Here is a 15,526-nt window from a genome sequence, read left to right on the forward strand (position 1 = left end):
AATAGGCAGCCGGAATTCCTGGCTGCCTGTATTTTAAGTTTATATAATAAGTTATACTCCTTTCATAGTAAGGCTTATCCTGTTCCTTTCTGCATCGACGGATAATACCTTAACCTTTACCACATCGCCGACGCTTACCACGTCAAAGGGCGAACGCACAAAGCCTTCGGAAAGCTCCGATATGTGGCACAGGCCGTCCTGATGGACGCCAATGTCGATAAATGCTCCAAAGTCCGTGATATTGCGCACACTGCCCATTAAGACCATGCCAGGCCTTAAGTCTGAGATTTCCAGCACATCAGTGCGAAAGATGGGAGCAGGAAGTTCTTCACGAGGATCGCGGCCCGGCTTTTTAAGCTCTGACAGGATATCTTTTAGGGTAGGGATGCCGATATCAAGATTTGAAGCCATTTGAGCGATTTCATTTTCAGAAAATATTTTTATCTTAAGCTCATCTAAAGTGTAAAGCTTCATAACCTTTTCGGCTATATCATAACTTTCGGGATGGACGGCGGTATTGTCTAGGATATTGCTGCTTTCCGGCACACGAAGAAATCCTGCACACTGCTCAAAAGTCTTAGGCCCCAATTTAGGCACCTTTAAAAATTCCTTTCTTGATTTAAACATGCCATTTTCTTCCCGATATTTTACGATATTTGAAGCAGTAGATGCGGTGATGCCGCTTACATAGCCAAGAAGCGAGGGCGATGCGGTGTTTACGTCTACGCCTACGCTATTGACGCAGTCTTCCACAACACCCGATAGCTTTTCTGAAAGCCGCTTTTGGTTTACATCATGCTGATACTGGCCGACACCCAGTGATTTGGGGTCTATCTTTACCAGCTCTGCCAAAGGGTCTTGAAGGCGCCGCGCAATGGAAACAGCTCCTCTAAACGAAACATCCAGATTCGGAAATTCCTCCGTTCCAAGTTTTGATGCAGAGTATACCGAAGCTCCCGCTTCGCTTACGATAACATAGGAAACAGGTCTTGAGCTTTCCTTTAAAATTTCCGCCAGGAATTTTTCGCTTTCACGGGAAGCAGTGCCATTTCCCAATGAAACAACATCGACTCGGTATTTTTCTATTAAATCTAAAATAATCTTCTTGGATTCATCAAACTTGTTCTGTGGCGGAGTCGGATAGCAAACCGTGTATGCTAAAAGCTTTCCGGAAGCATCTATTACTACAATTTTGCAGCCGGTTCGATATGCTGGGTCAAAGCCCATTATTACCCGACCTTTTATAGGGGGCTGGAGAATCAAGTGTTTGAGATTTTTAGAAAATGTAGAAAGTGCCTGCTCCTCAGCTTGTTCTGTAAGCATATTCCTGATTTCGCGCTCTATGGATGGCCAAATAAGTCGCTTATAGGCATCTTCGATTGCATTTTCCATAAGATGAGAGGTAGGCGAAGACTCCTTTATGTATTCGGCCTTTATGATACTTATGATTTCATCATCGGGAACCAAGATTTTTACCTGAAGATATTTTTCCCTCTCGCCGCGATTTATGGCAAGGATGCGGTGTGAAACAATTTTTTGTACAGGTTCCTTAAAGTCATAGTACATAGAATAAGTCGATGTTTCCTCGGTAAGACCGGATGTCTGAACAATTCCCTTTTTATAGGCTGTATCTCGTATAAGCTTGCGAATTTTGGCATCATCTGATACAACCTCGGCAATGATGTCAAGGGCTCCGGCCAGAGCTTCCTCGCAGGTTGCTACACCCTTTTGCGGGTCTATAAAGGATGCGATAGCTTGCTCGTCAACCATGTCTTCCTGTGCCAAAATCTTTGCTGCCAGAGGCTCAAGCCCTTTTTCCCTTGCAATGGTAGCCCTGGTTCTTCGCTTGGGCCTAAAGGGCCGGTAAATATCTTCTACTTCTTGAAGAGTTAAAGCCTTATCTAGATTTTGCCGAATTTCCGGCGTAAGTTTTTCCATTTCCTCCAAAAGCTTTATAACTTCAGTCTTTCTCGCTTCAAGATTTCTAAGATAGGAAAGCCGCTCAAAAAGCAGGCGAAGCTGCTCATCCGACAGACCTCCGGTTACCTCCTTCCGATAGCGGGCTATGAATGGTACGGTATTTCCCTCGTCCAAAAGTCCGACAGTTGCCGCAACTTGTCTTTCTTCTATATTTAATTCTTGAGCTAAAGTTTTTATGATTTTTTCCATACTAACCTCCTGCTTGTATTATGCGACTTTAGGTAAAGTGTTTTATCTTCTAAACACAACTTGATTTTGGCTTATTTGCCTATAAATCTAATATCTCCACTGCCGGAGTAAGCCGGTATATTACATCTTTGCGTTCTACTATAATTGTGGCCTTTTTTGAAAGCTCCTTATCATTCTTGATAGCCGTAAGAAGCTTTTTGACGGGATTTACAGCAACAGGATTGCCCACCATTTTTAGCATCGAAAGGTCTCCAGTGGTATCTCCATATGCAAAACTTGCATCTAAATCTACATCATACGAGCTTACAAGTTGATTTATCGACTTTTGCTTATTTTCCGAGTCCCACATGCTGAGAACCTCGCCTGTAAAATTGTTATTTTCATCTATAATATACTGAGTTGCCTTATATGCCGTAACTTTGTATTTTTCAGCCATTTTTTCCACCAGAAAGTCAGGAGCGCCCGAGATAAAAAATATCATGTGGTCCTGCTGCCTATGCCAGTTAATCCTTGCTCTGGTATATCGGTAAACCTTATCCCAGTTCATGTTTATTACCTGACTTGCCACAAATTCGATGTAGGATTTATTTATACCTCTAAGTTCTTTTACATAAATTTTTACCAGCTCATCCATATAATCATTGAAATCACCATAGCGCTTTTCCCACTCGGAATAATAATCCTTAAGGCTGCCGTGCCAAACGCGAGGGTCTATTACTTCATACTTTATTAATTTTTTAAAATGTTCAATCATAAGAGAATTGCGAAAAAGCGTTCCGTCAATATCAAAAAATGCTGCCAAATTCCCCATGACTTTCACCTCCTTGAAATCATTCATTGGGGGCGGACAAATAATCCATTTTTTCTATATTATATTATATTATATCATTTTAATAGAATAAGACACCAGTAGGAATTAGTTTATAGACAGAAGGATGGTCCTTGATAGCAAGTATATAAAAAGTAAGGTGAAAAAAATCAGCAAGGAAAGAATTAAGGAAATTTTAATAGTTAAAAAATCCTTTTTACAGTATAATAGAGTTATACTCGGAGAAATAAATATGTAAAACCATATGGGGGATAGCTTTGCGCGTATTATAAATTAAAGAGAATAACAATGAGAAAACCTCTTGTATTTGTGTTAATATTTATTATGGCATTATCGGTTGTATCCTGTACAAAAAGCCCCGATAAGCCAAACCCAACGGACTTTACATCCGAAAAACCAACTGCTAGCGATGATTCTAGTCCCATTGATGAGTCGCCTGAAAATATAACGATGGAGGGTATGTTGGAACAAGTGGCTTTTTATCATAATGGGGGATTAAATAGCAGCCCAACAGATAGCTATGCACTTGGATATACCCTATATACTTATTTAAAAAATGTGGGAGAAATTACAGGGATAGATGACAGATTAAAAATGCTCGCATTTGAAGGTGTCATTCCCTCTGAAGAAAGCATAGCAGATGACTCATATTCTCCTACTGATGGTTATTACACAGTGGTGCGAAGTGATTTACCCAAAGAACATAGTGCCAGGAGTGTTATCAATTGGCTTAAGGGAGATGATGGAAAGGCTATCATAAAAGAATTGGGGCTTATTCCCAAAGGCTAGAAATGATATAAGCGGGGATTTTTATATATTTCCAAGGTTTGGCAAAAAATATCACGGGCGAAAATTTTATTATATAAAAAAAGGAAAAGTAAAATCGTTATAGAATATATTAAGTTAAACTTTCGCATTAAATGCCGCCAACTTCAACATTTGATATGAGAGTAAAACAAAGTAGAAAGGATTGGAGTGTTATAAATGGATTACAACAGAATTTATAATTTTTCTGCCGGTCCCGCCATGATGCCTACCCCGGTACTGGAAGAGATTGCTAATGAAGTGTTAAACTACAGAGGAAGCGGCATGAGCGTTATGGAAATGTCACACCGCTCCGAGGTTTTCCAAACCATCATCGACGAGGCTGAGGCGGATTTGCGTGAACTTATGAATATTCCTGATAATTATAAGGTATTGTTTATTCAGGGTGGTGCCACATTACAGTTTGCAATGATACCTATGAATCTTATGAAAAACGGTGTTGCCGACTATATCGTAACCGGTGCATGGTCAAAAAAAGCCTATTTGGAAGCTAAGAAATACGGAAAAGCCAACTTGCTTGCAACCAGTCAGGATAAAAACTACACATATATTCCCGATTGCTCGGATCTGCCTGTTGATCCTAATGCCGATTATGTTTACATCTGCGAAAACGAAACAATACATGGCTCAACCTTCCAAAAGCTCCCGAACACCAAGGGTAAGATATTGGTTGCTGACCAGTCATCAATGTTTCTATCCAAACCTTGCAATGTTTCAGACTACGGTCTAATCTTTGCTGGTGTACAAAAGAATGTTGGCCCGGCTGGGATGGCAATAGTGATCCTCCGAGAGGATCTTATCCGTGAAGATTTGCACGAAAAAGTGCCTACCTATATGCGCTACGACATACACGCAAAAAGCGGTTCCCTGTACAATACGCCGAACTGTTGGAGCATCTATGTTTGTGGTAAAGTTTTCAAACACCTTAAAAAAAGCGGCGGACTTTCTGCTATGCAGAAAAGGAATGAAGAAAAGGCTGCGATTTTATATGATTTTCTTGACAACAGCAAAATGTTCCGCGGCACAGTGGAAAAAGAATACCGCTCCTTGATGAATGTTACCTTTGTGACGGGAGATGAAGAACTTGATGCAAAAGTTGTTGCGGCAGCCAAAGCGGCCGGCTTTGATAATCTGAAAGGGCATAGGAGCGTCGGCGGATTACGTGCATCTATCTATAATGCCATGCCCAAGGAGGGCGTTGAGGCCCTAGTTGCATTCCTTGAAAAATTTGAAAATGAGTATAAGGCATAACATAAATTTTCATGAAATCCATTAGGCGGATTTAGTGGGAAATTTTAGATGCTAAATTAACTTTGGCATTTATATCAAAAACTCCAGCTGACAGTTGGAGTTTTTGATATATTCTCCTGCTTTCCTTACATACATTCCCTCCAATATGACTTTATTGGTGGCAAAGCTAAAAATCTTCCATTCCTCACGCTTTTTCTCTATGAATTAATTAATGTCAAGAATATAAAAATAAATTTACAAAAAAGTATTGACGAAGTGCAAGTAAACAAGTATAATTGTATACAATTATACAAAAAACCAGGGAGGAAGAAAGATGAAAACGGAGAATCGGAAGATATATATTGTGGATACAACTTTGCGGGATGGCGAGCAGACGGCAGGAGTAGTTTTTGCAAATAGAGAAAAAATCCAGATAGCCCGGATGCTGGATGAGATAGGTGTAGATGAGATAGAAGCAGGGACCCCTGTTATGGGCGGAGATGAAAAAGAGGCGATTACAGCTATTGCAAAGCTTGGACTCAATGCGCGCATCATGGCTTGGAACAGGGCTGTAATAAAAGACATACAAGAATCTTTGCGGTGCGGAGTAGACGCAGTTGCAATTTCCATAGCAACTTCAGATATGCACATAAAAGATAAACTGCACTCTACGAGGGAAGAAGTGCTGGAAAAGATGGTAAAGGCAGTGGAATACGCCAAAAAAGAGGGCGTATATGTTTCGGCAAATGCAGAAGATGCAAGCCGCAGCGATGAGGAATATCTAATTCAATTTATAAAAGCCGCAAAAGAGGCGGGTGCCGACCGCGTCAGGTATTGCGATACGGTAGGGATAATGACTCCACTTGAAATCTATGACAGGATTAAAAGAATCAGGCAGGCAGTGGATATTGATATAGAGATGCATACACACGATGATTTTGGCATGGCGACAGCAAACGCGATTACAGGTGTAAGCGCAGGAGCTACACATGTAGGTGTTACGGTAAACGGCCTTGGCGAGCGGGCAGGAAATGCGGCATTAGAGGAAGTCGTAATGGCATTAAAACACCTGTTGGGCTTTGATATGAAACAGGATACAAAAAAATTCCGCGAGCTTTGTGAATATGTAGCAAAGGCGTCCGGTCGTGATTTGCCTTCATGGAAAGCTATAGTAGGCACAAGCATCTTTACACATGAGTCGGGAATTCATGCAGATGGTGCTATTAAAAATCCAAGAACTTATGAGGTGTTCGATCCTGATGATGTAGGGCTTACACGGCGTTTTGTAATCGGCAAACACTCAGGAACTGCGAGCATTAAGAAGAAACTCGGCGAGTATAATATTTTTATTGAAGATGATTTGGCAAACGTTATCCTTGAAAGTGTCCGCAAAACATCGGTAGAACTCAAGCGGCCTTTGACAGATATGGAGCTTCTAAACCTTTATTACGAATATGTCAATAATGATATAGAACATGTGATTTAGGAGGTTTACAATTGGGACTTAATTTGACGCAAAAGATTATCAAAGAACATCTAATTTCCGGATTAATGGAAACTCAGAAGGATATCGAAATTGCCATAGATTCCACATTAACACAGGATTCTACAGGGACTATGGTCTATCTTCAGCTTGAAGCTCTTGACATTGATAAGATAAAGACAAAATGTTCTGTCGCATATGTGGATCATAATATGCTGCAAACCGGATTTGAAAATGCCGATGACCATCTATATATAAAGACCGTGGCGGGCAAGTACGGGATACATTTTTCCCGCCCGGGCAATGGCATTTGCCATCAGGTTCACCTGGAACGTTTTGCAAGACCCGGGTGGACCCTTTTAGGTTCAGACAGCCACACTCCTACTGCCGGAGGTATCGGCAGCCTTGCCATAGGTGCAGGGGGGCTGGATGTGGCGGTTGCCATGAGCAACGGAACTTATTCGATGGCCATGCCTAAAGTGTGCAATATTATTTTAGAAGGCAAACTGAATCCGCCTGCCACGGCAAAAGATGTAATCCTTTATATCTTAGGGAAGCTTACCGTAAAGGGCGGTGTAGGCAAGATATTCGAATACTCGGGCGAGGGAGTAAAAACCCTTTCCATTCCTGAGCGAGCCACTATTACAAATATGGGTGCGGAATTGGGAGCTACTACTTCCATCTTTCCATCGGATGAAAAGACCCTTGAATTTTTAAAGCTGCAGGGAAGGGAAGATGATTTTGTAGAACTTAGGGCAGATGATGATGCGGTATATGATGATACTCTTACCGTAGACCTTTCAAAGATTGTCCCCATGGCGGCATGTCCCCATAGCCCTGACAATGTAAAACCTATAAGCGAGCTAGAAGGCACTCGCGTAACCCAGGTAGCTATAGGAAGCTGCACCAATTCTTCTTACAGGGATTTGACCATAGCCGCTCGAATATTGAAAGGCAAAAAGGTTCATCCTGATGTGAGCCTGGTTATTTCTCCCGGCTCCAAGCAGGTGCTCACAAAGCTTTCCATGTCAGGTGCATTAAAAGATCTTATAGACTGTGGAGCGCGAATTTTGGAATGCGGCTGCGGACCGTGCATAGGCATGGGGCAAGCACCGGAGACAAATGGCGTTTCCCTTCGCACATTTAACAGGAACTTTGAAGGAAGATGCGGCACGAAATCTGCCAAGGTTTATCTTGTAAGCCCTGAAACTGCTGCTATATCTGCCATATATGGCAAGATTACAAACCCTGGCATGCTGGAAGAAGATGTATTTACAGATATTGAAGAATTTTCCTATATAAATGACAACATGATACTTACTCCTGAGGAAAATCCATCAAAAGAAGTAATAAAAGGACCCAATATAAAGCCGTTTCCTTTAAATACGCCTTTAGGGGACAGTATCGAAAAGAAAGTTGTCCTAAAAGTGGGAGATAATATAACAACCGACCATATAATGCCGTCAGGGGCAAAACTGCTGCCATACAGGTCGAATATACCACATCTTTCAAACTTCTGCTTTTCAGGAGTAGACCCGGATTTTGCCAAAAACTGCAAAGAAAATGACGGCGGTTTTATTGTGGCAGGGGAAAACTACGGCCAGGGTTCAAGTAGGGAGCATGCGGCACTAGTGCCCTTGTATCTCGGAATAAAGGCGGTATTTGCGAAGTCTTTTGCCCGCATACACAAGGCTAACCTTATAAACAGTGGAATCGTTCCTTTAGTTTTTAAAAATCCGGCAGATTATGACAAAATCAACGCATTTGATGAAATACAGATTAAGGATATAGCCGGCCAGCTTAAAAGTGGGAATACAATCCTTGCATCAGATAAAACTTCAGGTAGGGATGTAGAACTAATCTTAGATGTTACCGAAAGAGAAAAAGAAATACTGCTTTGCGGCGGATATATAAACTACATGAAGAGCAGGAGGGAGAGCTGTCGTGCATAAAATAACATTGATTCCAGGGGACGGTATCGGGCCGGAGATTACCGAGGCGGTAAAGGCTGTGATTGCTGCCGCAGGAGTGGATATTTTGTGGGATGTGCAGGAGGTGGGACAAAAAGCCCTCAAGGCTTATGGAAATCCCCTGCCGGATACTGCCATTGAAAGCATTAAAGCCAATAAGATCGCATTAAAGGGGCCTGTGACAACACAAATAGGCAAGGGCTTTAAGAGCATTAATGTTACCCTTCGCCAGACCTTTGACCTTTATGCTAACATACGGCCGGTAAAATCACTGCCCGGCGTAAAAACACCTTTTACAGGCATAGATATGGTGATATTTAGAGAAAATACCGAGGACCTGTATGCCGGCATAGAAAATGTTATAAATGAGGATAGAGTAGAAGCTATAAAATTAATAACTCGAAAGGCCAGCCACAGGATTGCCGAAAAGGCTTTTGAGTATGCACGCCAAAATAACCGCAAGAAGGTGACGGCGGTACATAAGGCCAATATTATGAAAAAAGCCGACGGTCTTTTCTTGGAAGAAGTCCGAAAGACCGCCGATAAATATAGCGATATAGCCTATGATGAACTGATAGTCGACAATGCCTGCATGAAACTTGTGCAGCAGCCGCAAAAGTTTGATGTGATAGTTACCGAAAATTTATACGGTGATATCATCTCTGATTTATGTGCCGGTCTGGTAGGCGGCTTGGGGGTTGTGCCTGGAATGAATGTGGGCGAGGAGTGTATGATATTTGAAGCAGTCCACGGCAGCGCCCCTGACATTGCAGGTAAAAATATAGCAAATCCTTTGGCCCTTCTTATGTCGGCAGTGGAAATGCTAAAAGCCATTGGCGAAACTGGGGCAGCCGATTCTATACAAAGTGCAATTTATAAATTGCTAAAAGACGGCAAGTGCTTAACTCCCGACCTAGGTGGCAGTGCAACAACCGGAGAAATGGCGAAAGAGTTGTGCCGCCTGATAGCGTGTAACTAAAATTATGAATATGTCTAAGATGAAAGACCATATAGGGTTAAAATCAACCTAAAATGGTCTTTCTTATTTTTTAGAAGTATTTATGGCATTATTTATACTTGCATAAAATATGTCTAGCGGTCTTATACTTTTAATCAATATCCTTTCAATTTAATTAGTTGAAAAATCAAAATCACTGTTATATAATGAAACCGTAAGAAATATCTAAAAATAGTTATAATTCGAGCATCACTTTACGTGTGAAATCAATTAAAAGATTATGTAAAAGATTATGGCATAAATATGGTACTAGAATCAATATAATGGTACAAGCAATATTGTTAGGAGGGGAGGGAAGTGTAACATCGCTTGGTTTGCAGTCCTGTGGCCTATAAAAAAATATAAATGGAGGGATATACAGTGAGTAAACCTAAAGTAGCTATTGCCAAGTGTGACGTTCCGGAAGGTAATGCTGAGTTTATAGGTGGTAAGTTTATTCGGAAAGACTCGGATATATTAAAAATTAAGGAAGCTGTAGCAAAAGCAGTGGAACTTGCCGTCGGATCACCGGATGCCATAATCAAACCTGGACAGAAAGTTCTTATAAAGCCGAACCTTGCATTTCAGGCTCCGCCCGAAAGCTTTGCAGTGGTTGACCCGAGGGTAGTGGAAGCTGTGGTGGCCTATTTTAAAGAGAATTCTCAAGCTGGTGAAATATGGGTAGGTGACAATCCATCACTTGGACTTCATATTGGCCGTGCAAAACCGGCTTTTGCGCAGTCTGGTATGGAGGAAGCTGCAAAAAGAGGCGGTGCTGATAGAGTCATATATTTTGATGAAACCGAAGTGGTGGAAGTTGATATTCCCGAAGCCAAGGTGTTTAAAAAAGCTGCCATATTCAAACCTGTTTTAGATGCCGATGTGATTATAAACCTGCCAAAGATGAAGGTCCATCTGGCTGGTACCGTAACTTTAGGCCTTAAAAACTGGAACGGTATAATACCAAATGTTCATCCAAGCGGGCAACAGCAGGCAGCTCATCGTATAGATTTGGGTCAGAAGTTCGCAGATTTGTATCGAGCTGTAAAAGCTGATTTGACTATTATAGATGGTATCATAGGTATGGAAGGACAAGGCCCTCATGCCGGAACTCCGATTGAGATGAATCTGATTATTGCAGGAACGGATACAGTGGCTACCGATGCGGTAGCATCCTATGTAATGGGCTTTGACCCAATGGAAATACCGGCGGTACGCTGTGCAGGCACAGAGGGCCTTGGTGAAATCGACCTTAATAATATTGAAGTGGTAGGCGAATCTGCCGATGCGGTGAGAAAACACTTCAAACGGCCCAATGACAACCCGGTAGGAATGTACAAAGGTTTTACCGTGTATGCTCAACAAACATGTCCCGGCTGTTATGTGAATGTGCGTGGTGCATTAGATTCCTTTGCAAATAGCGGTATTTGCATGGCCGACTTTCTGGAAAAAACCGGTGAAGTAGTGGTAGTTGCAGGTGGAGTGCCGGATTTTGACCCTGAATTTGCCGAAGGTAAACACCTCTTTGTATGCGGAGATTGTTGGGAGTATTTTCCAACGGCTGACCATATTCGCAAGGCTGCTAAATTGGCTAAAACCGTTACTTATTATCCCGGTTGCGCGCCTGTATATATTTTTTCTCAACTAAACACAGATTTACAGAAACTGGCCCAGTCTTGAAAGTAAAATAAATCCTTAATTTTATTTTAAGTTGCAGGAAATTTAAACTGTCCTGCAATTTTTTTTATTCTTTTGGCTGATGCTTTATGGCAGTTTGACCGCATATTCTATATCTATCTGAGTGCTATAAAAAGCTAATTTTTTTAAATGGGGCATTTTTGCAATTAAATAATTGTAAGATAACAATATTGGATGTTTAAATTAAAAAATGATATGATATTATTTATATAACAAGATGATTGCAAATTTATTACGGTGGTGGAACATTTGGATAATATTAATGAAGAAATTACGGAAGCCAGAATTAGGGATATTTTTACCATAGCTCGAAAGAATAGGGAAAAAAAGGCATCTAATTTTTTAGATCCCGGGCAGCAGCAGATGGCTGAAATGGTAGCAAGAAGTTTTCCGGGTATGGGATTCTATTTTAACGGTGGTTATGAAAAAGCTGAGCGAAAGATATTGGTAGCATATCCTGAAGACATGCTCGATGAACCATTCAGGGAACCTTTGGGGGCACTGAGGATAATACCTAAGAATTCAGACGAGCATCCGGGTCATCGAGATTATCTGGGGGCTATCTTGGCACTGGGCATTAATCGGGAAAAGTTGGGAGATATTTTGGTAGGTAAGACAAGTGCCGATGTAGTGGTAAAACAAGAAATCATGGAATACATTGGTCTTAATCTTCAAAAGATAAGAAATGTTTCAGTAGAGGTAGAGGAGATTTCTTTAAAAGAACTTTTGCAGCCGGAAAGACCTTATAAGGAACTAAAGAGTACGGTAGCATCACTGCGACTTGATGCGATTGCTGGCATAGCATTTGGGATTTCTCGCTCAAAGATGGCACCTTTTATTAAAGGAGAAAACATCAGGCTGAATTTTAAAGTGGTAAAAGACCCTGCCACAATTGTTAAGGAAGGAGATATAATTTCTGCAAATCGCCTTGGCAGGGCAAAGGTAGTGGAAGTCGGAGGACGAAGTAAAAAAGGCCGCATTTATGTAAAAATACATAGGTATATATCAAGGTAGTTTTTTGTTACTGGGGTGTTTGCGGTGTACTATCTATTCAAGGTGTTATGTCAATGCCTTTTAAAATTAGTCGGGTATCCCAGTGTACTTGGTCGCGAGCATATTCCTTCAAAGAGCCCTTTCATACTTGTGGCTAATCATCAGAGCATACTGGACCCGCTGGTGCTTATGGCATGTATTCCGAGAAGAATTACATTTCTTGCGGCAGCATATATTTTTAAAATCCCTCTGGTAGGTCAAATTGTCCGAGCCGGTGGGGCACTACCCGTAAAGAGCCAGAAGGGAGATTTGGCAAGTATGAAACATGCCCTAGCCCAACTTTCTAAGGGAGGCGTTATCGGAATTTTTCCAGAAGGCGGAGTCAGCCTAGACGGGCAAATGAGGCCTTTTCTGCCGGGATGGGCTTATCTTGCCTTGAAGGCTGGTGTGCCGGTGGTACCGGTGGCTATATCCGGTACCCGGCAAGTATTACCAGTGGGAAAATATATTCCCAGGCGTGGAAAAATCAGAGTAAGTATTGGAGAACCGCTATATATAGAAAAGAAATCTAGAATTCATCGGAAAGATTTAGATCAGTTGAATGATGAAATGATGCGAATAGTATCCCGGCTGATGGGAAATAACTGATTTTAGCTGTGCAAAGCGAAAAAGATTGAAAGGTGGGATATCATGGAGATTACTTTAAAAGATATCCAAGAAGCCAAAAGCTCTTTAAGGAATGCAGTTTATAAGACTAGCTTGGTCCATAATACGACTTTCAGTGAAATGGCTAAAAGTTCCATATATCTTAAGATGGAAAATCTCCAAAAAACCGGGTCTTTTAAGTTAAGAGGAGCTTTTAATAAAATTAGCCGTTTACCCGAAAAAGACAGGAAAAACGGCGTTATAGCTTCATCAGCGGGAAATCATGCACAGGGCGTGGCAATGGCAGCTACATCTTATGGAATCAAATCTACCATAGTAATGCCGAAACATGCACCGCTTTCAAAAATTGCTGCAACTAAGAGTTATGGAGCCGAAGTTATACTATATGGTGATGTTTATGATGAGGCCTATGAAAAAGCAAAAGAAATTCAAAAACAAACCGGTGCTGTATTTATACATCCTTTCAACGATCCGGAAGTAATAGCAGGGCAAGGCACTATTGGTCTTGAAATTCTTGAAGATTTGCCTGATACAGATATAATTGTGGTTCCCGTAGGCGGAGGCGGCTTAATATCCGGTGTTGCCATAGCTGCAAAAAGCATAAAACCCAGCATTAAGATTATAGGTACTCAGGCAAAAAATATGCCATCGATGGCCGAATCTATTTCACAAGGGCATATAACTACCATAGAAGGCGTGCCCACCATAGCCGATGGTATCGCTGTTAAAACCCCGGGTGAACTTACTTTTAATATAATAAAACACTATGTAGATGATATTATCACTGTTGACGAAGACGAAATAGCAAATGCCATACTGCTTTTAATGGAAAGAGCCAAGGTTATTTCAGAAGGCTCAGGAGCAGTTCCGGTTGCGGCGATTTTAAATCGATTGGAATATATAGAGAATAAAAAAGTTGTTGCCCTTATCAGCGGAGGTAATATTGATGTAAATATGCTGTCAAGGATAATCGACAAAGGTCTTGCAAAAAGCGGCAGGAGAATTTTAATTGATACCCTCATACCGGATAAACCTGGGACACTGGGCATATTACTTAATCGTGTAGCCGAAACCGGTGCTAATGTATTATCAGTTACACATAATCGTTCTACCAGAGATATACCCATCGGATATGCCAAAGTTGAGCTGGAATTGGAAACTGCTGATGAAGAGCATGCAGAAAAGATTAAGAAGCTTTTGCTTTTAAATAATTATAACTTCTTATTATTATAGTAGGTGTTGTATGCTTGCTAGGGATAGCTTGATAAAGTGTAAATCAAGCTATCCCTAACTTGTTTTTTGGGAAATTCTATTTAAAAGAAGGTAAAACAGAAATTTTATATAATATAATTAAGTAAGTAATCAGGGAAATATTTTTATGAGGTGATTTCTAAATGACAATAAAACTAATTGCCCTTGATATCGATGGCACGGTGGTTGATGGTGAGAATAACATTTCACCGGCAAACGAGGAAAATATAAAAAAGGCAATCAATCATGGCATAAAAATTGCTTTGGTAACCGGCAGGCATCGCAAGGGTGTAAGAAAAGTAACGGAAGTTTTAAACCTTGGCCCGGAAACTGCATTGATTTTAAACAATGGTGCATTAATATATTGGCAAGGTCAAATTGTATGGAAAGATTTTTTGACTGAGGATGAGGCGGATGGAGTTATTAAATTCAGCACGAAAATACCTGGTGTTGCCACAACAATTTTTAAACAGGAGGATGTAGAACTGCATTGCAACTTGCCATTGGATAGAGAATGGATATTGGACAAGCTCGGGGTTTTTGAAATAACCCCAAAAAAAATTGCGGAAAAACCTGAAGAACTTACCAGGGAAAATGTTGCTAAAATAATGCTGGTCACCGAGAGCGGAGATAAGGCTCTGGAAATTTATAAAATATGGCCGCAAAAGCTTTCGCACTTAAAACGCTCTCGTTCATATCCCTATCTTTGTGAAATAAACAGCAGCACATGTGACAAGGGCCGTGGGCTTAAGATGTTATGCGAAAAGCTGGGTATTGCACCAGAAGAAGTCTTAGCTGTAGGTGACGGCGAAACTGATATCCCCATGCTAAACTATGCAAAGAATGCGGTATTCGTAAGACATTCTGACGACTTACCCAAACTGCCTCCTCACGTAAAAGTGACGTCAAAAGGATATCATGACAAAGGTGTTGCGTGGGCTATAGAAAATTATTTAAAGTTGTAATTATTACAAATGCAGTTCTTGAAATTTGAGAAGTGCCGCATAATTACTTTAAGTAGTTGGCGATAATCTTTTTTATATTGGATTGATGGCCTTTTGAGTAATGATGAATTGTTACTACTCAGAGGCTGAAATCGATTTGTCATCCTAAACGTAGTGAAGGATCTTTGTAAGGGGTAAATAAGATTCTTCGCTGCGCTCAGAATGACAGCAGTATACATCAGAATGACAGCAGTATACATCAGAATGACAGCGGTATATGGAAGAATGACAGCGGTATACATCAGAATGACAGCGGTATATGGAAGAATGACAGCAGTATACATCAGAATGACAGCGGTATACATCAGAATGACAGCGGTATATGGAAGAATGACAGCAGTATACATCAGAATGACAGACCTCTGAATAGTTACATTAATTTACAAAATGGCAGGTTTTGTTTGAAGATAT

Annotated in this window: 13 protein-coding genes; 11 read left to right on the top strand and 2 right to left on the bottom strand. The window is 40.9% G+C overall.

Going from position 1 to position 15,526, the window contains the following annotated elements; genetic code table 11:
* Window positions 1-51: 51 nt before the first annotated feature.
* Window positions 52-2,169 carry a Tex family protein gene (locus BUC45_RS05630; protein ID WP_296970896.1) on the bottom strand — a complete coding sequence of 706 codons (2,118 nt, stop codon included), beginning with the start codon at window positions 2,167-2,169 and terminating at the stop codon, window positions 52-54.
* A gap of 79 nt (window positions 2,170-2,248) precedes the next feature.
* Window positions 2,249-2,980, bottom strand: a complete 732-nt coding sequence (locus BUC45_RS05635) for an HAD-IB family hydrolase (protein WP_296970897.1) — start codon at window positions 2,978-2,980, stop codon at window positions 2,249-2,251.
* A 306-nt stretch (window positions 2,981-3,286) separates the two neighbouring features.
* Between BUC45_RS05635 and BUC45_RS05640 the strand changes: the two genes are divergently transcribed.
* The 11 genes from BUC45_RS05640 to BUC45_RS05690 all read left to right on the top strand — a co-directional run bounded on the left by BUC45_RS05640 (window position 3,287) and on the right by BUC45_RS05690 (window position 15,481).
* Entirely contained in the window at window positions 3,287-3,787 is a 501-nt protein-coding gene (locus tag BUC45_RS05640) for a hypothetical protein (RefSeq protein WP_296970899.1), read from the top strand.
* 195 nt (window positions 3,788-3,982) lie between these two features.
* A complete protein-coding gene (gene serC / locus BUC45_RS05645; RefSeq protein WP_296970901.1) occupies window positions 3,983-5,074 on the top strand; it encodes a 3-phosphoserine/phosphohydroxythreonine transaminase in 1,092 nt (363 codons plus the stop codon).
* Window positions 5,075-5,387: 313 nt separating this feature from the next.
* Window positions 5,388-6,539 carry a homocitrate synthase gene (gene nifV / locus BUC45_RS05650; protein WP_296970902.1) on the top strand — a complete coding sequence of 384 codons (1,152 nt, stop codon included), beginning with the start codon at window positions 5,388-5,390 and terminating at the stop codon, window positions 6,537-6,539.
* An 11-nt stretch (window positions 6,540-6,550) separates the two neighbouring features.
* Window positions 6,551-8,488: an aconitate hydratase gene (locus BUC45_RS05655; protein WP_296970904.1), complete on the top strand. Its 1,938-nt coding sequence runs from the start codon at window positions 6,551-6,553 to the stop codon at window positions 8,486-8,488.
* Window positions 8,481-9,485, top strand: coding sequence for an isocitrate/isopropylmalate dehydrogenase family protein (locus BUC45_RS05660; protein WP_296970906.1), 1,005 nt, complete (start codon window positions 8,481-8,483; stop codon window positions 9,483-9,485). Before BUC45_RS05655 ends, BUC45_RS05660 begins: the two co-directional genes overlap by 8 nt.
* A 399-nt stretch (window positions 9,486-9,884) precedes the next feature.
* Window positions 9,885-11,183 (top strand): DUF362 domain-containing protein, encoded by a 1,299-nt coding sequence (locus tag BUC45_RS05665; protein ID WP_296970908.1) that lies wholly within the window; start codon window positions 9,885-9,887, stop codon window positions 11,181-11,183.
* 258 nt (window positions 11,184-11,441) lie between these two features.
* A complete protein-coding gene (locus tag BUC45_RS05670) occupies window positions 11,442-12,215 on the top strand; it encodes a YlmH/Sll1252 family protein (RefSeq protein ID WP_296970909.1) in 774 nt (257 codons plus the stop codon).
* Between the two features lie 42 nt (window positions 12,216-12,257).
* Window positions 12,258-12,842, top strand: coding sequence for a lysophospholipid acyltransferase family protein (locus BUC45_RS05675; RefSeq protein ID WP_296970911.1), 585 nt, complete (start codon window positions 12,258-12,260; stop codon window positions 12,840-12,842).
* Window positions 12,843-12,884: 42 nt separating this feature from the next.
* The gene (gene ilvA, locus BUC45_RS05680) at window positions 12,885-14,093 is read left to right on the top strand and encodes a threonine ammonia-lyase (protein ID WP_296970912.1); all 1,209 of its coding nucleotides are present in this window, start codon (window positions 12,885-12,887) and stop codon (window positions 14,091-14,093) included.
* Window positions 14,094-14,254: 161 nt separating this feature from the next.
* The gene (locus BUC45_RS05685) at window positions 14,255-15,076 is read left to right on the top strand and encodes an HAD family hydrolase (RefSeq protein WP_296970914.1); all 822 of its coding nucleotides are present in this window, start codon (window positions 14,255-14,257) and stop codon (window positions 15,074-15,076) included.
* A 201-nt stretch (window positions 15,077-15,277) separates the two neighbouring features.
* On the top strand, window positions 15,278-15,481 hold the full coding sequence (locus BUC45_RS05690) for a hypothetical protein (RefSeq protein WP_296970915.1): 204 nt from the start codon (window positions 15,278-15,280) through the stop codon (window positions 15,479-15,481).
* Window positions 15,482-15,526 lie beyond the last annotated feature (45 nt).

The sequence above is a fragment of the Tepidanaerobacter sp. EBM-38 genome, assembly GCA_001896545.1.
Classification (GTDB): domain Bacteria; phylum Bacillota; class Thermosediminibacteria; order Thermosediminibacterales; family Tepidanaerobacteraceae; genus Tepidanaerobacter.

Coding starts and splice junctions, on each gene's coding strand:
- ilvA (WP_296970912.1), top strand. CDS start 12,885: ATGGAGATTACTTTAAAAGATATCCAAGAAGCCAAAAGCTCTTTAAGG.
- BUC45_RS05690 (WP_296970915.1), top strand. CDS start 15,278: ATGACAGCAGTATACATCAGAATGACAGCAGTATACATCAGAATGACA.
- BUC45_RS05685 (WP_296970914.1), top strand. CDS start 14,255: ATGACAATAAAACTAATTGCCCTTGATATCGATGGCACGGTGGTTGAT.
- BUC45_RS05635 (WP_296970897.1), bottom strand. CDS start 2,980: ATGGGGAATTTGGCAGCATTTTTTGATATTGACGGAACGCTTTTTCGC.
- BUC45_RS05640 (WP_296970899.1), top strand. CDS start 3,287: ATGAGAAAACCTCTTGTATTTGTGTTAATATTTATTATGGCATTATCG.
- BUC45_RS05630 (WP_296970896.1), bottom strand. CDS start 2,169: ATGGAAAAAATCATAAAAACTTTAGCTCAAGAATTAAATATAGAAGAA.
- serC (WP_296970901.1), top strand. CDS start 3,983: ATGGATTACAACAGAATTTATAATTTTTCTGCCGGTCCCGCCATGATG.
- nifV (WP_296970902.1), top strand. CDS start 5,388: ATGAAAACGGAGAATCGGAAGATATATATTGTGGATACAACTTTGCGG.